The sequence below is a fragment of the Qipengyuania sp. ABI-127-1 genome (genome assembly GCA_022953095.1).
Lineage (GTDB): Bacteria > Pseudomonadota > Alphaproteobacteria > Sphingomonadales > Sphingomonadaceae > Qipengyuania.
In genome coordinates this window covers 1-17,549 of record JALJCR010000002.1, presented here as the reverse complement: position 1 = coordinate 17,549, position 17,549 = coordinate 1, and the positions used below count along the sequence as shown (strand labels likewise).

15 protein-coding genes and 1 pseudogene are annotated in these 17,549 nt (G+C 62.9%); 5 read left to right on the top strand and 11 right to left on the bottom strand.

All coding sequences use genetic code 11. The annotated features are described in order from the left end of the window. Window positions 1-2 precede the first annotated feature (2 nt). From MUY37_RS09565 to MUY37_RS09515, 11 genes are all read right to left on the bottom strand, one after another. Window positions 3-1,166, bottom strand: a complete 1,164-nt coding sequence (locus tag MUY37_RS09565) for a thiolase C-terminal domain-containing protein (protein ID WP_499195159.1) — start codon at window positions 1,164-1,166, stop codon at window positions 3-5. Beyond that, entirely contained in the window at window positions 1,163-2,044 is an 882-nt protein-coding gene (locus MUY37_RS09560; protein ID WP_499195158.1) for an SDR family NAD(P)-dependent oxidoreductase, read from the bottom strand. The genes MUY37_RS09565 and MUY37_RS09560 overlap by 4 nt, the downstream gene beginning before the upstream one ends. Next, entirely contained in the window at window positions 2,041-5,526 is a 3,486-nt protein-coding gene (locus MUY37_RS09555; protein WP_499195157.1) for an indolepyruvate ferredoxin oxidoreductase family protein, read from the bottom strand. The genes MUY37_RS09560 and MUY37_RS09555 overlap by 4 nt, the downstream gene beginning before the upstream one ends. Next, the gene (locus tag MUY37_RS09550) at window positions 5,523-6,506 is read right to left on the bottom strand and encodes a VOC family protein (protein WP_499195156.1); all 984 of its coding nucleotides are present in this window, start codon (window positions 6,504-6,506) and stop codon (window positions 5,523-5,525) included. Before MUY37_RS09550 ends, MUY37_RS09555 begins: the two co-directional genes overlap by 4 nt. Next, window positions 6,503-6,976: a Zn-ribbon domain-containing OB-fold protein gene (locus tag MUY37_RS09545; protein ID WP_499195155.1), complete on the bottom strand. Its 474-nt coding sequence runs from the start codon at window positions 6,974-6,976 to the stop codon at window positions 6,503-6,505. The genes MUY37_RS09550 and MUY37_RS09545 overlap by 4 nt, the downstream gene beginning before the upstream one ends. A gap of 4 nt (window positions 6,977-6,980) precedes the next feature. Then, a complete protein-coding gene (locus MUY37_RS09540; RefSeq protein ID WP_499195154.1) occupies window positions 6,981-7,451 on the bottom strand; it encodes a MaoC family dehydratase in 471 nt (156 codons plus the stop codon). After that, window positions 7,448-8,209: an enoyl-CoA hydratase/isomerase family protein gene (locus MUY37_RS09535; RefSeq protein ID WP_499195153.1), complete on the bottom strand. Its 762-nt coding sequence runs from the start codon at window positions 8,207-8,209 to the stop codon at window positions 7,448-7,450. Before MUY37_RS09535 ends, MUY37_RS09540 begins: the two co-directional genes overlap by 4 nt. Beyond that, complete coding sequence (locus tag MUY37_RS09530) at window positions 8,199-8,993, bottom strand: enoyl-CoA hydratase/isomerase family protein (RefSeq protein WP_499195152.1); 795 nt, start codon at window positions 8,991-8,993, stop codon at window positions 8,199-8,201. Before MUY37_RS09530 ends, MUY37_RS09535 begins: the two co-directional genes overlap by 11 nt. Next, window positions 8,986-10,125, bottom strand: a complete 1,140-nt coding sequence (locus MUY37_RS09525) for an acyl-CoA dehydrogenase family protein (RefSeq protein ID WP_499195151.1) — start codon at window positions 10,123-10,125, stop codon at window positions 8,986-8,988. Before MUY37_RS09525 ends, MUY37_RS09530 begins: the two co-directional genes overlap by 8 nt. 100 nt (window positions 10,126-10,225) lie before the next feature. Then, window positions 10,226-10,693 (bottom strand): MaoC/PaaZ C-terminal domain-containing protein, encoded by a 468-nt coding sequence (locus tag MUY37_RS09520; RefSeq protein ID WP_499195150.1) that lies wholly within the window; start codon window positions 10,691-10,693, stop codon window positions 10,226-10,228. Next, window positions 10,690-11,205 (bottom strand): FAS1-like dehydratase domain-containing protein, encoded by a 516-nt coding sequence (locus MUY37_RS09515; RefSeq protein WP_417322446.1) that lies wholly within the window; start codon window positions 11,203-11,205, stop codon window positions 10,690-10,692. Before MUY37_RS09515 ends, MUY37_RS09520 begins: the two co-directional genes overlap by 4 nt. A gap of 227 nt (window positions 11,206-11,432) precedes the next feature. Here MUY37_RS09515 and MUY37_RS09510 point away from each other — a divergent pair, with 227 nt between their 5' ends. The 5 genes and pseudogenes from MUY37_RS09510 to MUY37_RS09490 form a co-directional block, all read left to right on the top strand. Next, window positions 11,433-13,070, top strand: a complete 1,638-nt coding sequence (locus tag MUY37_RS09510; RefSeq protein WP_499195149.1) for a class I adenylate-forming enzyme family protein — start codon at window positions 11,433-11,435, stop codon at window positions 13,068-13,070. Continuing rightward, complete coding sequence (locus MUY37_RS09505; RefSeq protein ID WP_499195148.1) at window positions 13,060-13,854, top strand: enoyl-CoA hydratase/isomerase family protein; 795 nt, start codon at window positions 13,060-13,062, stop codon at window positions 13,852-13,854. The genes MUY37_RS09510 and MUY37_RS09505 overlap by 11 nt, the downstream gene beginning before the upstream one ends. Window positions 13,855-13,856: 2 nt before the next feature. Beyond that, complete coding sequence (locus MUY37_RS09500) at window positions 13,857-14,660, top strand: SDR family NAD(P)-dependent oxidoreductase (protein ID WP_499195147.1); 804 nt, start codon at window positions 13,857-13,859, stop codon at window positions 14,658-14,660. 306 nt (window positions 14,661-14,966) lie between these two features. After that, a complete protein-coding gene (locus tag MUY37_RS09495) occupies window positions 14,967-17,318 on the top strand; it encodes a TonB-dependent receptor (protein ID WP_499195146.1) in 2,352 nt (783 codons plus the stop codon). A 116-nt stretch (window positions 17,319-17,434) separates the two neighbouring features. Beyond that, window positions 17,435-17,549, top strand: a pseudogene (locus MUY37_RS09490) (electron transfer flavoprotein subunit beta/FixA family protein); the annotation flags it as partial.

Below are 17,549 nucleotides of genomic sequence, written 5' to 3'. Positions count from 1 at the left end.
CCCTATTGCCGGCGAAGAATGAGGGCACCATTGGGCGTGCTGTCGCAGGTGCTGATGAAGCAGTTTCGTGCATCGGAAACCTGGTTGGGCGAGGTTCCCCTGATCTGGCGTACAGCTTCGGTCACCAGATTGGCGCCGTGCAGATAGACTTCGGAAAGGCTGCCTCCCGAAGTGTTCACTGGCAACTGTCCGCCCTCCCCGAGAGCGCCCGATCCGGCCATTGCCGCAGCCTCGCCCCTCCCGCAAAAGCCGTAATTTTCGAGGCTGAACAGGACCAGCGGCGAGAAGGCATCGTAAATCTGCGCGACATCGATATCCGGCGGCGCCAGATCGGAATGGCGCCACAGGTTCCGGGCCGTCGCCGACGAGGAACTCACGAACGGATCGGCCCCGTGATAATCGGTCATAAGCTGGTGTTCGCGGCTCATCCCCTGCGAAAAGGCATGGATCAGCGCCGGACGATGTCTGCAATCCGCAGCGCGATCCGTCGCTGTCAGGACGATGGCAATGGCCCCGTCGCTCTCCAGACAATTGTCGAACAGGCACAGCGGATCGGAAATCATCCGGGCCTCTAGATAATCCTCGAGGCCCATTTCCCTGTCGCGCATGAGCGCATCGGGGTTGCGCCTGGCATAGGCCCGCTGGGTCAGTGCAACCGCAGCGAGCTGCTCGCGTGTCGCCCCATGATCGTGCATGTAGCGCCGCATGAGCATGGCCACCTCGTCCACCGGACGCGACAGGCCGTGCGGGCGCGACCATTTCCAATGATCGTCGATCCTCGGCTGGACACCCGCCCATTGCCGTTTGGAAGGGTCGCCGCGCTTGCGGGACCGCCACACCACACCGACTTTTGCGATGCCGAGCGCGATCGCCATGGCAACCTGTCCGATCGCGCCGCACACCGCTCCCCCGCCATGTGCCACCTGACTGAAGAAATGCAGTTCTCCGAAGCCCAGATTGCGCGCGATCTCGAACTCCGGAGTCGTTTCCTGCGTGAAGCATCCCAGAGCGTCCACGTCTGACGCGTCTATCCCGGCATCGTCCAGTGCGTTGCGGATCGCCATGCACGCCAACTGAAGCTCTGTATGCTCCAGGTTCTTGCCGAACTCCGTCTGCCCGATACCGACGATCGCAGTCCGGTCTTTCAGGGCGGCGCGATCGCTCACGCCTCTTTTCTCTGCGGCGACACGCCATCGTGGAAGGGATAGGGTTGCCCAAGCATGCCGAGAGGCCCGAACTGGCTGGCAAGGTGCGGCAGGAAGTGATCCTGCAACGCCTCGAGAGTCCAGCCTCCCTCGCGGATCAGCGTCTTGCCATAGTGCGGCTGGACCATATGCGCGACACGTTCGCCGCCCGATCCGAAGATCTGACCGCTGACACTTTGCGCCAGATCGCTGCACAGAAAGGCGACCAGATCGCCGTTTAGGCCGGGATCGACGAACGGCAATGGCTTGCCCGCGAAAGTGTCCGACATACGCGTTGTGCCCGTTGGTCCGATAGCATTCACGCGGATGCCGTATCGGGCCAGTTCGAGCGCCCAGGTATAGGTCATTGAGGCGATGGCGCCCTTGGCGGCCGCATAGTTCGTCTGGCCGAAGCTGCCGAAATGTGCGCCCGATGTCGTGTTGACGATCGCTCCGCCGCGCCCCGCCTCTCGCATTGCCAGGGCGGCAGTTTGACTGCACCAGAAGGTGCCTTTGACATGAACCTGCCAGACGGAATCGAATTCCTCGTCGCTCATTTTGAGGAAGGATCGATCGCGCAGATTGCCGGCATTGTTGACCAGAATATCGACTGCGCCAAACGCATCGACACACTGCCCGATCAGGGCCTCCGCGCCCTCGCGCGATGCGATATTGGCATCGCTGGCCGCAGCCTTTCCGCCCGATGCCTCGATCGCCTCCACAGTCTCCGCCGCGACACTGCGATCGATATCGTTCACGATCACACTGGCACCGCAGCGCGCCAGAGCCAGGCAATGCCCCTTGCCGATGCCGCGTCCGCCACCGGTCACGATGGCGGCTTTCCCATCGAGTATGCTCATGACACTTTTTCCTTCCTGTCAGCGGCGATGCGCGATGGTATTGTGGCCACGGGGTCGGCCAGGCTTGCCAGCAGGCCGCCCCGCTTTTCCTCGAGCGCCGCGATATGCTCGTCCTTCACCGTGTCGTATCCGCGCACGAGTTCCGGCCAGCTCGCGATCTCGGTCGCAGCTTCGTATCGCTCGGCGTCCAACCGCTCGATCGCCATGGCGATGTCGCTTTCATATTGCGCGATGAGCCCCCGTTCCATTTTGCGATGGGCCGCATAGCCGAACGGATCGAAAGGGGTGCCGCGCAGGCGCTTGAAGCGGGATAGCAGCTTCAGCGCGGGCAATATCCAGCTACCGAACCGGCGTTTGGGATAACGCCCGGTAACCGGATCGCGCCGCTGCAGGATCGGCGGGGCCATCAGGAATTCGATCGAATATTCGCCCTCGAATTCTTCCGCGATCGCGTCGCGAAATGCATCGCTGCTCAGATGGCGGGCGACTTCATACTCGTCCTTATAGGCCAACAGTTTGTAGTAATATCGGGCCACAGCGGTCGCGAACCGGCCATCGTTCCCGGCCAGGGCGCTCTCTGCGGCGCGCACTTGCGCTACGAGATCGACATATCGCTGCGCGTAGGCCCGATCCTGATAGGCTTCCAGTTCCTGCGCATAGTCGGCGATCAGATCGTCGAGCGACACGGGCTGCGGATCGGCGATGTTCTTCGCCGCGACAAGCTCCGCGACAAGAGCCGGATCATGCGCCAGCAAGCGCCCCCAGGCAACGGAGGCACGGTTCATCTCGACGGCGGCACCGTTCAGTTGGATGGCGCGATCAAGGGCGTCGAGCGAAACCGGCAGCCATCCGCGCTGGGCGGCAAACCCCACGAGCATGAGATTGGCCGCCACTTCGTTCCCGGTCAGCGCGTAGGCCAGGCGTCCGGCTTCGATGAAGTCGCAATCGGCGGAACGTTGCGCGATAGCCCGCTCCATCTCGTCCGTGCCGAGATCGAGATCGGGGTTGGTCGCAAAGTCCGAAGTGGGCGCCACCCGGCTGTTGACCACGGCTTTCGTGGTCCGCTTGCGCATCCGCCCAAGCACATCGGCCGATGCCGTTACCACCATGTCGCTGCCGATCACCAGATCGGCGCGGCCGATCCTGCTCGTCTTGAGCGCCTGCGGCGAATTGGCGATCTTCACATGGCTGGTCACCGGGCCATTGCGCTGCGCCAGACCGGTCACATCAAGGACCGACGCCCCCTTGCCTTCCAGATGCGCCGCCATGCCGAGGATTGCCCCCAGCGTGACCACGCCGGCCCCACCGATACCGGTCACCAGCAGGCTGAAGGGCGTGTCGGTCGATGCCGCTTCGGGATGGGGCAGCGCATCGGCATAGCGCGTGTAGTCCTGCTGCCCGTCCGACCGCTTGCGCGGCTGCCCGCCATTCACGACGACGAAGCTGGGGCAATAGCCATCGGTGCAGGAAAAATCCTTGTTGCAGGCCGACTGGTTGACGCGGCGCTTGCGACCAAAGCGAGTCTCGACAGGCTCCAATGCGATGCAATTCGATTGCACCGAACAATCGCCGCAGCCTTCGCATACGCGGGTATTGATGAAGGGCCGCGAATCCGGGTCGGGCGCCAGCCCCCGCTTGCGCCGACGCCGCAATTCGGTGGCGCAATTCTGATCGTAGATGATCGCCGTCACGCCCGGCGTATCGCGCATCCGGCGCTGGACGGCGTCCATCTCATCGCGGTGATGGATCGTGGTCCCCGGTGCGAAGCTTGCATCCGGTGGATAGGTATCGGGTTCATCGGAAACAACGGCAATCGCTTTGACACCTTCGGCGTGGATCTGCCGGCTCAACGTATCGACCCGCATCTGGCCCGCTATCTCCTGCCCGCCGGTCATCGCGATCGCATCGTTGGCGAGGATCTTATAGGTGATGTTGACGCCCGCGGCGGCAGCCGCGCGAATGGCGAGCAGGCCCGAGTGATAGTAGGTCCCGTCACCTAAATTCTGGAAGATATGATCGGTGCCGGTGAAAGGCGATATGCCGATCCAGGGCGCTCCTTCGCCGCCCATCTGGAACAGCGTCGGCGTGTTCCGCTCGGGCAGGAAGGTGGCCATCCCGTGGCAACCGATACCGCCGAAGGCCACGCTACCATCGGGCACTTTGGTCGACCGGTTGTGCGGGCAACCGGCGCAGAAGCTCGGCATCCGGGCCAGCGTGGCCGCCGGGAGAGCCGGAGGCGCGCTTTCCGCCTCCAGACCATCCAGCGCCGCGCGGAGGCCGTCATCTCCGGTCAAAGCGATGAGTCTCGCAGCGATCGACCGCGCAGCGATGAGCGGGGTCGTCTCGCCGATCGCCGGGACCAGCGGCGATCCGTCCGGACCTGTCTTGCCAGTCAGCAGCGGCGCATTTGCGCGGTTGACGAAGAGGCTGGCGATCTGGTCCTCGATCACCGGGCGTTTTTCCTCGACCACCAGGATTTCGCGATGACCCTCGGCAAACTCGCAAAGCGTATCAGGCTCCAACGGCCAGGGCATCGCCACCTTGAACACCGAGACACCCAGTTCCCGGCACCGTGCAGCATCCAGACCGAGGTCCTCGAGCGCCTGCATGACATCGAGATAGGCCTTGCCGCTGGTCACGATGCCCAGCGTGCGGGAGGGTGCCGAAACCACCTCTCGATTGAGGCGGTTGACCCGAACGTATTCGAGCAATGCGGGAATGCGTCGGTTGTACTGCCGGTCTTCGGCGGCAAGGGCCGGGATGCCCCATTGCGGGCCAAGTCCGCCTCCGCCGCGCTCGGGAATGGTGATCGACGGCCGGTTCGGGTCGATATCGACCGATGCGCTGCTTTCGATGATATCGGTAACGCATTTCATCCCGATCCAGCATCCGGAATGGCGGGACATGGCGAAGCCGTGGAGGCCGAGGTCGAGGTAGTCCTGAACCGATGACGGGTTCAGATAGGGCATCCCGAAATGGATGAAGGCGTGGTCGCTCTGATGGGCCGTGGTGGACGATTTCGCGCCATGATCGTCCCCGGCGAGGACCAGCACGCCGCCATTGGGCGCGGAACCCGAATAGCTCCCATGCTTCAGCGCGTCGCCCGAGCGGTCCACGCCCGGACCCTTGCCGTACCAGATACCGAAAACGCCGTCATATCGCGCATTGCCGAACAGGCCGACCTGCTGCGAACCCCAAACGGCGGTGGCGCCGAGATCCTCGTTGATCCCCGGCTCGAAATGGATGTGATGCTCTTCGAGAAGTTCGGGCACCTGATTGAGCGCGATGTCGTATCCACCGAGCGGCGACCCGGTGTAACCCGATATGAAACCCGCAGTATTGAGCCCGGCCTCAACGTCGCGCTGGCGCTGCATCAGGGGCAAGCGGACAAGCGCTTGCGATCCCGACAGGAACACGCGCCCCGAACGCTGGGTGTACCGGTCTTCGAGCCGATACTCCAAGTCGATACTTGTTTTGGTCATGACGCTGCCGCTTGCATCCGTGCCCGCGCCGTTTCGCTCGCCTCGACCACGGCTTCGACAAGTCCGTCATGCCCCCACACGTCGCCTTCGCAGAATTCGTTCGGCGACCAGCTTTCATCGAGCAATTTGCCCCCGCAGCCGACCTCGACATCGAACCCGCCCGGCGCGCGCATATAGAACGACAGCATGCCATCGTTCCGGTGCCGCCCAAGCGTGCTGACCACATCGAGGCCATATCGCTTCGCCCGGTCCAGCGTCTTTCCGACATCGTCGATATCGGTCATTTCGACGAGCATGTGCTGAAGCACGTTGCCCGCCCCCATATCGACCATGGCGATGCTGTGATGGCGGGCATTGCAGCGCAGGAACTGCAACGCTGCATCGGGACCGAAGCGGATGTAATCGGACAACTTGAAGCCGAGCACGCGGGTATAGAAATCGAAGCATTTCTCCTGGTCGTTGACGAAGAGATTGAAGTGGCCGACCCCCAGCGCCCCGGCGATGAATTTGAGGTCTGGCACGGGGGATGCGAAATTGTAGTCGGTCGTCGGGCCGTAATAGAGTTCGAGCTGGTTGCCGGACGGATCGGCGCAATAGGCGATCCCCGTCACGGCCCGCGCCAGGGCATCCGCAGGCGTCCCTTCGCGCACCTCGACACCTTCGGCGCGCAACTCCGCCACCGCAGCCGCCAGTTCGAGATGCCCGTCCAGTTCGAGCCCGAAATAGAGCAGCTTGCCGTCTTCCTCGTTTTTGTGGACCGCCACGCGCCATTGGCGTTCGTCCATCTTGAGATAGACCGAACCGTCCTCGGCAACCCCTTCGGGGCGCCCTGTGTCGGGGCGCGGCTGGCCGGGCTCGCCCCAGCCTTCGCCAGGCACGGCGCGGGCAGCCATCATGCCAAGCACCTCGATCGCGAAATCCCGCCAGGCACCGGGATTCGCCGTGCCAATACCTACATATCCGAGCGACTTGATTTTCATGGTTTTTCTTCCCTTTCAGAGGGGGCGCAGGCCGCATCCGGGACCCAGCAGGGCAGAGCGACATCCTCCGCCAATCGAACAAATGTGAGACGCATCCGGTCGCCGATCGCGATCTCGGCCGGCGCGACCGACCCGATGCCTTCTTCCGCAGAGGCGACGATCGCCCCCACCATCCTTATCCCCGGCAACCCATCGGGTATGATCAGCCCGACGACGTAGGGGGCGAGCGGGGCGAAGGCGGGGAGCAGCGGCGGGTGCGGGACCACGTAGGACCACAGACGCCCGGTCGGCGCGCATTCCTGCCAACCAAGCTCCATCGAGCGACAGGCGGGACACATCGCCCTGGGCGGATGTTGGCGGTGCCCGCATTGCTTGCAGGCCTGGACCAACAGCCGACCTTCGTCGCAACCTTGCCAGAAAGCCCGGTCGGCGGGATCGTCCACGATCGGAAGGGGTATGCTTTCGATCATCGGCTCATGCCCGGTACAGTAGCTTCCAGTCGAAGCAGACCGCTGGCTTTTCGGAACCGACCACATGGATCGCGACGCTCACGGTCAGCATGGTGCCGCCTTTTTCCTCTGCCACCGCAGCGACTCTCGTCCGGCCGTGTATCCGTGCCCCCGAGGGCACGGGCGACACGAACCGGACATTGTCGAGCCCGTAATTCAGGGCACTGCCATGACCGACTATGGCCAGGTCGGAACTGTTCTTGATCACGCTGGAAAGCGCCAGAATCAGGAAGCCATGCGCAATCGTGGTTCCGAGCGGCGTTTCGGAAGCCCGTGCGGGATCGACATGAATCCACTGGTGATCGCCGGTCATTTCGGCGAATGCGTCGATCATCTGCTGCGGCACTTCGATGGCAGGGCTCCACGCCCCGAACTCGCCCCCTACACGCTGCGCCAAGGCGTTGAGATCGTCGTACCGGATCGTATCGTTCGTCATGTCGGGATTGGTTCCTGTTTCTGCGTGGCCGATCGCGCGGCAAGGCATTCGCGCGCCTTGCGCAGTTCGGTTTCGACCGCGATGTTCATCGCCCGGACGGCGGCGCCGTTGAGGGTGGATTTGATCGCCGCCAGCGTTGCCGCGTCGGCGGTTTCGAATGTCGCTGCGAGCCGCATGGCCGCATCCTGCAACCGGTCGTCCGCGACCACTTCGCCGATCAGCCCGGCCCTCAGGGCGGCCCCGCTATCCAGAACCGCGTTGCCGAACATGATCTCGCGCGCGGCGACATCTCCGACGATTCGGGGCAGCAGGAAAGTCGATCCCATTCCCGGCATCAGGCCGAGACGGGCGAAGGGGAAAGAGAAACTTGCGCTGTCCGCGGCGATCCGGAAATCGAGTGGCAACAGCATGGTACAGCCAAGGCCGACTGCCTTGCCGTTGATCGCCGCGATGGTCGGCTTGGCGATCGTCAGTAGTTCGGTCGCGAACCCGCCGATGAAATCCTCTTCGCCGAGGCGCAGCCCGTTGCGCCCCTTCTCACCGTTCAGGAAGTTGCGATCGGCGCCGACACAAAAGGCCCTGCCCTTGCCGGTCAGGACGATGGCGCAGACCTCGCTGTCGGACGCCAGGGTGCGGAATGCGTCGACCAGCTCGTCCCCCATGTCGGGCGTATAGGCGTTGAGCACATCGGGCCGGTCGAGGCGGATAACACCCGTCTTCCCGATCCTGTCGACCTGGACCTGCCGCTTACCGGTCATCGCGCGCCTCGGGATCGTAAGCGGCCCATTCAGGCGGGCGGCGCTCCAGAAAAGCGTCGATCCCCTCCTGAAAGTCGGGTCCACGGTTGTGCGTCGCGATATCGTCCCAGGCGGCGTCCAGGGATTGCGACAGCGGCAGCTCCAGTGACCTCCAGATCGCCCGCTTGGTCCTCGCCATCGCGGATGGGGAATTGGCTGCGATGAGCGCCGCGAGTTCGCGCGCTCGTTCCATCACCTGACGTGCGGGGACGACTTCGCCGACCAGGCCCAGCTCGCATGCGCGCGCGGCGGACATGGTATAGCCGCGCCCGACCAGCGCCAGCCGCAAGACCGCTTCGAGCGGAATCTTGCGGGCCAGCGCCACCGGCTCCAATCCGGCGACCAGCCCGCTGCTGACGTGGCTATCGCAGAACGTCGCCTCATCGCTGGCGATGACGATGTCGGCATCGGCTACGAAATGCAGCCCCCCTCCGACCACCTGCCCGTTGATCGCGCAGATCACCGGTTTCCAGACATCGTTCCGCAGGCCGGTCCAGGCCATCGCGCCATGCCCATCGCTCTCCTCGACACGCGGGAGGTCGGCAAGATCGGCGCCGGTGCAGAAGGCCTTGCCCCCCGCCCCGGTTACAATCGCCACGACGACCTGCGGGTCACGCCGGATTGCGGACCAGGCTTGCGGCAATTCCACATGCATCTGGTGGTTGACCGCATTGCGCCGTTCGGGGCGCTGAAGGCGCAACTCGGCAATGCCGTCGCGGACCGAATAATCGAGTGTCTCAAACACCCGCATTCTCCCTGCTGTCGTCCAACCGGGAAATTTCCTCCGTCAGCCAGGCCTCGCTGCCATTGAGGATCTGCCATTGCTTGGCCCGGCGGAAGAAAAGCTGAGGGTCCGCTTCGGTCGTGTAGCCAAGCCCCCCATGGACCTGGATGCCGAGAGCCGATGCCCGGCGGAAAATATTGCATGCCTGCAGTTTCGCGATCGCCGCCTCGAGCGCGTAGGGCCGCGCCTCGTCATGCAACCAGGCCGCATTGCGATAGAGCACACGGGCGCCTTCGATCTCGACGATTGCATCGGCGAGATAATGGGCGATGGCCTGAAATGCCCCGATCGGCTTGCCGAAGGCTTCGCGTTCCTTGGCATAGGCGGTGCTGATTTCGTGAATCCGCCGCGCGGCGCCGGTTGCGGCTGCGGCGATGGCGACGCAGGCCTTGGACATCGCCGCCCGCCAAGCTCCTGTCGCATCGGCGCCATCGGCGAAAACCCGCTCAGACGGGACGAAAACATCTTCGAATTGCACTTCGAAACAGGGCTCGCTCGCCATGGTCTGCTGCCTGCGCAAAGTGATGCCATCGGATCCAGGGGATACGGCCAGGGCGAGCATGCGGCCGCTTTGCTTCTCGCGACCGAAAACAATGAGATCGTCTGCGATGCTGGCAAAGGAAACGAAGTGTTTCGTGCCCGAAATCCGCACGCCCTTCGCATCGCGGCGTAACACGGCCTGCTGGTCGCTCAGGTCCTCGCCCCTCCCCGCCTCGCTCGATGCGATCGCGACGATGCGCGAGCCATCGGCGATTCCCGGCAACAGTGCCGCCGACAGAGAATCGTCGCCAGCCGCCTCGATGAAGGATGCAGCCAAGACCGAGCTGGCGAGATGGGGAGACTGCGCGAGATGATAGCCGAACTGCTCGTGCACGAGGGCACATTCCAGCAGGCCGAGACCGTGGCCGCCATGGGCCTCGGAGATCGAGATACCACATAGCCCCTGATCGGCGAGGGCGTTCCAGAAATCCCGATCCAAGCCATCTTCGTCGGATTCGAGCCGACGCAGCGCCGTTAGCGGGAACCGATCCTCGCACAGGTCGCGGACCATATCCTGCAGCATTCTCTGTTCATCGGACAGCCCGAGGTCCATGCGCGCCTCATCTTCTCAAACCGCTAAAGTCAACGGGAAGTGGTCAGATGGCCGCGCTCACCTCAACTCTGTTCGAACTCATATTTCCGAAGCCGATCGCTCAAGGATTCCAGCGCGAGCCCGAGCAGTGCCAGGCCGACGAATCCCCTCCCGGGCCGGGCAGCGCCACGCGGATCGTCGCAGTCGTGACGATATCGTCACCGACCAGAATTTCCGCGTCGATCTCCACCCATACGAGCGTGTCGGATTCAGCCGACAAATCGACCACGGCGCCACGGATCGTGAGGTTTCCCACCGGGCATAGCGGTCGGCGCATGGCAAAGCGCAGCCTGCCGATTCGTCCCGCTGGCCCGCTCCAATCGGTAACGAACCGGCTGATCAGTCCCGCCTGGGTGTAATTGTTCATGATGATGTCGGGCAGGCCGGCTTTCCGTGCCCAGTCGGGATCGTGGTGCTGCGGCTGCCAGTCCCTCGACGCAGCCGCCCCCATGCTCACGAGTTTGCGCGTGACCGGCAAGAACAGGTCGGGCAATTTCAAGCCGATATGGGGCTTGGGCGTGCGATTCATGCTTCAACCCTCCCATATCCGAGGAAAGTCAGTTTCTGGACGCCAGCCAGGGTGCCGTCCGGCTTGTGATAGACGACATCGATTTCCCAGTTGCGCCCCGTCCCAAGCTTGGTCTCGCGCTCATCGCCGACACTACGCAATATCTGTTCGGCCTTGACGGAATCGCCTGCGCGAAGAGGCTCGTGAAGTTCGAGTTCGACCTCCGTCACGAGCCCATTCTTGTAGCCAAGCGCATCCTTGACCATGAAATGCAGTTCCAAGGTACGCGGTGCCGGACCTTCCCGCTCGGGCCGCCAGTCATGGTCGATGGCCCAGCTCGGCAGCATCATGGGCGGTGCGATCACCGTCTCGGTTTCCTCGCGTGCCAGACGGTAATCCCAGTAGAGTGGATTCGCGTCTTCGATCGCCACGCAGAAATTGGCCCACAAGCCCTGTTCCACCGTAAGGACATGGTCCATCACGATCACCGGCTTGCCCAGCCAATCCTTCACTGTGTCGGGTAGGCTCGTCATTCCGTCCCCCTAAAAGAACACCGGCCCTGCAATCGGCAGTCCGGACCGTCACGATCCGCAGACGACCGATCTTTGATGCCAGGATGTTGGCCCGCGATCGGCCGATCCGCAACAGATCGGGCGCGTTTGCGAGCGATAGGCGAGCAGCCGTGCGGCCTTTGGGCTGCCTATGACGATGGCAATCAAGGCGCCGCTCAGCCGCGCTCCCAATGTTAATGGAGGGGATCTTGGCCCTGCGCCAATCACTCTGGATCGACACGGCCGATGATCCGGCCGCAGCGTGCACGTCCATCGGCGAGGCGCTGTCCCGTTCGGCTGAAAAATGGGCCGACGATGCTGCCCTTGCCTTCGTCCACCAGCCTGCGATCGGCGACTTTCGCTGGACCTTCGGCGAGCTGGACCGGCTGTCCGACGAACTGGCGCGCGGCTTGATCGCGCATGGTTTTACAGCGGGCGATCGGATCGGCGTCTGGGCTCCGAACCATCCGAACTGGATCTTTCTGCAATATGCCATCGCCAAGGCCGGAATGGTCCTGGTCGCGATCAATCCGCTCTATCGTGAACGCGAACTCGCTTATGCCTTAAAGGCATCGCAGGTGGTGGCCGTCTTTCATGGCGGCCAGGTCGGCGGCGCATCGCCCGCCCACATGCTCGCGAATATCGCGGACGAAACGCCGCTGCTGCGTGCCCGGTTCGATCTGACCTGCGATCTGGAGCGGATCGCCTGTGCAGCCCGCCCCGACACGCGGCTGCCTGACGTTGCGGCGGACGATGTCTGCATGATCCAGTACACATCGGGCACCACGGGCGTGCCCAAGGCGGCCTGGCTGCCGCATGGAGGCATCACCGCCATCGCGGCGCGCACCTACAAGCGCTGGGGCTTCGGGCATGGCGATCGCGTGTGTCATGGTTTTCCCCTGTTCCATGTCGGCGGGTCGGGCAGCTCGACGCCGGGGTCGCTGATCGTCGGCGCCACCACGCTGCCGATCTACATCTTCAACGCCAGGCAGGCGCTGGACATCCTCGAACGCGAACACTGCACCGGTTTCATCGGCGTTCCCTCCATGCTCACCGCCATGATGGAAGAGCCGGACTTTGCATCGCGCGATCTGTCGGCCTTGCAGCGGATCGTCGTCGGGGGGGCAGCGGTGCCCCGGCCCTTCCTCAAACGCTGCGAAGATACATTCGGCGTGCCTATGCTCAACGGCTACGGTCAGACAGAGAGCTGCGGTGTAAGCGCAAGCGTAAAGGCAGATGACGACGCCGAGAAGAAGACCGGCACCAGCGGTCTCGCCATTGAGGGCGTCAGCCTCAAGGTCGTCGATGCGAAGGGGCAGGTGCTGCCCTGCGACACGCCGGGCGAGCTGTGTGTCGATGGTCCCGGAAAGATGCTGCGTTACGGCGATGATGCCGCCACCGAGGGAGCCTTCGACAGCGACGGCTGGCTCAAAACCGGCGATATCGCCACAATGGACGATGAAGGTTACGTGACCATTGTCGGCCGGTTGAAGGAAATGGTCATTCGCGGCGGCGAAAACCTCTATCCCGCCGAGATCGAAGCCTATCTGATCGAACATCCCGATATCGCCGAAGCTGCGGTCTTCGGATTGCCCGACGCAAAATACGGCGAAGAGCTGTGCGCGGTCTTGCGTCCCGCACGGCAAGATCACGCAGATGCGGATACGGTTCGGGACTGGTGTTTCAGCCAGGTCTCCCGCTGGAAGGTGCCACGCTACATCGCTTTCGTCGACGCAATGCCGACCACGGCATCGGGAAAGATCGTCAAACACGAACTGCGCCCGCAAATGGCCGCGCGGTTCGGCATAACCAGCGAAGAAATCACGGAGCAGGCTGATGAACTATGATGGGTACGAAGCGCTGAAGATCGACCGGAACGGTCCGATCCTGACAATCACGATCGACCGGCCGGAGGTGAAAAACGCCGTCAACCCGCAGATTCATGACGAGTTCTCGCGCATCTTCTACGACGTCGATCGTGATCCCGAAGTGTCGGTCGTCGTCCTGACCGGTTCGGGCGAAGCGTTCAGCGCCGGCGGCGACATCGATTGGCTCGTGTCGCTCGATGGTGACCTCGCGGCGACCTCCGCCAGCATCGAGAACGATCGTCGCATCCAGAACTCGCTGCTCGATCTCGAGAAGCCGATCATCGCACGTGTCGTCGGCCCCGCCGTCGGCCTGGGCTGTTCGCTGGCGCTGTTCTGCGACTTCGTTTACGCCACACCCGATGCCCGGTTTGCCGATCCGCACGTCGCAATCGGCCTGGTTGCCGGCGATGGCGGGGCCGTTATCTGGCCGCAGCTTGTCGGCTATGCGCGCGCCCGCAAATACCTCCTGACCGGCGACCCGATCATGGGCAGCGAAGCCGCGGAGATCGGCCTCATCACCGAAGCGGTCGAACGCGAGCGGATCGACGAAGTCGTCGATGCGATGGCGCAGCGCATGGCCAAGGCGGCAACCCTGGCCGTGAAGTGGACCAAGTCGTCCATCAATGCCGGGCTCAAGGTGACGGCGAATGCCATCATCGACCGCGCCGCAGCTTACGAGAATCTGTCCATGCTCACCCAGGATCACCGCATCGCGGTCGATGCGTTCCGTGCGCGGAGCAAACCCGAATTCACTGGCCGCTAGCGATGGCGCGTAATCGCCTGGAGGGGCGCTGTGTCGTCATCACCGGAGCCGCCGCCGGACTGGGCGAAGCGCTCGCCCGGCAATGCGCCGCCGAGGGCGGCAGTATCATGGTCGTCGATATCGATGGCGACGCTGCCGACAGGGTGGCAGAGGAACTTCGTGAAGGCGGGGCACGGGCGTTCGCCTTTCGGGGCGACATCGCCTGCGCCGATACCATGGCCGAGCTGGCGGAAGAATGCGGCGAGAAGCTCGGTGGCTGCGACTTCCTGATCAACAATGCCGGAATAGCGATCTGCCGTCCGCTGACCGATTGCGATTCCGGCGATTGGGCGCGCATATTGTCGGTCAATCTTGTCGGGCTCGTCAATTGCACCTCGGCTTTCATCCCGATGATGTCCGGTGCGGGGCGCGGCCACATTGTGAACATCGCGTCCATGGCCGGGCTGGTTCCGCTGCCCGGTTTCGGCATCTATTCCGCCAGCAAGCATGCCGTTGTCGGCTACAGCGAAGTGCTGGCAGAAGAACTTGCGCCGAGGGGGATCGATGTGTCGATCGTGTGCCCGGGCTGGATAGCCACGACGATCCAGGACAAGACCGACAGCGATCAGCCACCCATCATGGATCCGGAACTGTGCCGCGTTATCGGCGCGGATGATGCGGCTGAGATAATCCTCACCGGGATGCTCGATCGAAGGCGCCATATTGCGACCCACGCGGAATGGATCACGCCCGTCTCGAAACATCACGCCATGATCGCGCAGGCCTTCGCGGACGCCCCGCCTTGCCACAGCAAAAACAATGACTGATCGCAGCCCGGATATGGCCACATGCCGTTACGGCAAAGCGAGCACGAACCGAGTGGCACCTCAGCTTTTGCGCAGATACCAAAATACCGGAACCAGGGCGGATTACCATAGAGTGATTTCCGGGGTTCACAGGTTTGGCGATTTCGGTCTTCGCCGGACGGTTCGCGTCGACCGGAGAAACCTTCGGTTGTTTGGAGGCTTTCGTGGGATTCACTCTCCGCGACCTGCCCTTTCAAGTCGACGGTGCAGCGACCGCTGGATCGGGAAACGAAATACAGCCAGACACTTTATGGGGAGGAATATCGAATGCTAGGTGGCAAAACCCTGTTGCTGTCTTCTGCTGCGATGTGTGCAGCGCTTGCGCCGGTTTCGGCACATGCACAGGAGACGAACGACGGAAACAGCGCGGACGAGAACGGCGGCACCGTCATTATCGTGACAGCGCAAAAGCGCGCGGAAAATCTCGCCGAGGTTCCCATGTCCATCACCGCCATCACCGGTGAGGCGCTGGTGACGGCAGGCGTTTCCGAAGCGGCGGATCTGGTCAAGGTCGTGCCCGGGTTCAACTACCAGCAAGGCGCGTTCGGCACACCGATCCTGTCGATCCGCGGCATCGGCTATGCCGACAATTCGGCCTCCGCCGGACCGGCCGTTACCGCTTATGTCGACCAGGTCGCACTACCCTATTCTTCGATGACCCGCGGAGCCGTGCTCGATCTCGAGCGAGTCGAAGTCCTCAAGGGGCCTCAGGGCACGCTGTTCGGCATGAACTCCACTGGCGGCGCCATCAATTTCATCGCCGCGCGCCCCACCGATCAGCTCGAATTCGGCGGGACGGCGACCTATAGCCGCTTCAACGAATTCAATCTCGAAGGTTTTGTCAGCGGTCCGCTGGGCGACACTCTGGCGGCCCGTGTTGCCGTGCAATACGAAACGCGCGACGGCTGGCAATACAGCACGACCCGGCCCGATGACCGGCTCGGCAAGAAGGATTTCCTCAACGGCCGCTTGCTCGTCGACTGGGAACCGACCGATACGCTCAGCTTCCAGTTCGGCGCATCCGCATGGCGGGACCGTTCGGAAAGCCAGGCGGCGCAGTTCATCCAGTTCACCCCGGCCGTGCCCGTCACTCCGCTGACACAGTACATTGCGGATGCGATGCAGGCCTCTCCGCCAGCCGGGGACAATCCGCGCGAAGCCGATTGGGACGCCGGAGCCGATCTGCGCCGGGACGATGAATTCTATCAATTGTCGCTCCGCGCCGATCTGGACCTGTCGGACGATATCTTGCTGACATCGATCACAGCCTGGTCCGAATTCGATGGCAATCAGCCGATCGATATCGACGGTACGGCTTTCAATAATTTCCTCGTCGCCGAACACCCGACGCGTATCGAAACCTTCTCTCAGGAACTGCGCCTTTCGGGATCGGTGGGCAATGTCGACTGGATGATCGGGGGCAACTACCAGGACGAGGATCTGCGCGAATCGACCTATACGATCGCCCAGGGCACCAATGGGACCATCGGCCCGTTCATCTTCTCTCCGCTAGGTCAGTTGGCCGTGCAGAATGTCGAAACCGCATCGGTCTTCGGCAGCCTCGATTTCCATCTGACCGAGGATCTGACCCTGCAGGGATCGATCCGCTACGCATCGCAGAAACGGGACTTCGCCGGCTGTATCAGCGACGCCGGAGCGGGCGTGGTCGGTGTGAGCGCCGGCGATGCCTTTTCCTTCCTCGCCACGATCCTGTCGGGCACCCCGACCACGATCCCGGCAGGCGGCTGCGTAACGCTCGACGCGGCGACTTTCGCGCCTGGTCTGGCGACATCGAGCCTCGACGAGGACAATATCTCCTGGCGATTGGGGATCGACTACAAGCTTTCGCCCGATGCGCTGATCTACGCCAATGTCACGCGCGGCTACAAGGCGGGGAGTTACGGGCTGGTGCCCGCGATCCTGTCCAGCCAGTTCACGCCGGTCACCCAGGAATCGGTACTGGCCTACGAAGTGGGGTCTCGCTTCAGCACGCTGGACGAAACCTTCAGCTTCGAATTTGCCGCGTTCTATAATGACTATCGCGACAAACAGTTGCAGGGAATTGTCCTGACGCCCGTATTCGGCCCGCTACCCCAACTCGTTAACATTCCGGAATCGGAGGTGTACGGGTTCGAGGCCACGGGTATCCTTCGGCCAATCCGCGGATTGCGCTTCAGCCTCGGCGTCACTCACGTAAAAACCAAGGTGCAGCAGGATCCACAAGCTCCGGCCGAACCTCGCGATCCGTTCGGCGCCTTGACCAGTTACGTGGGTGAAAGCTTCCCCAACACGCCCCCCTGGCAAGTCAATGCCGATGCGGAATATCGCTTCTCGCTCGGTAATGGCGGCCTGGGTGCGGTCCTCGGCGCAAGCCTGACGGTTCGCGATTCGAGCCCGGCCGCGTTCGGTGAGAACCCCATCTTCGAACTGCCTTCGGTGGCGCTGCTCGACCTGCGGTTCGGTATCGAGGACGAGGACAGCGGTTGGTCGGCCCAGATCTGGGGCCGTAATGTCACCAATGCGTTCTACTATAACAATGTGACCCATCTGACGGACTATGTCTCGCGCATCGCGGGCATGCCCGCCACATACGGGGTCACTCTGGGCTATCGATACTGACAGGGACCGTTCGCGGGTACGCCCTGCCCTCCCCCTGTCATTCCACCCTCTCTCCTGCCGCCAGGACGGAAATTCGTTTCTGACCTGGCGGCTCCCTTTTTAACGGAAGGTATTGCATGAAAATCCTCGTCCCCGTGAAGCGGGTGATCGATTACAACGTCAAGCCGCGCGTGAAGGCGGATGGGTCTGGCGTTGATCTTGCCAACGTCAAGATGAGCATGAACCCGTTCG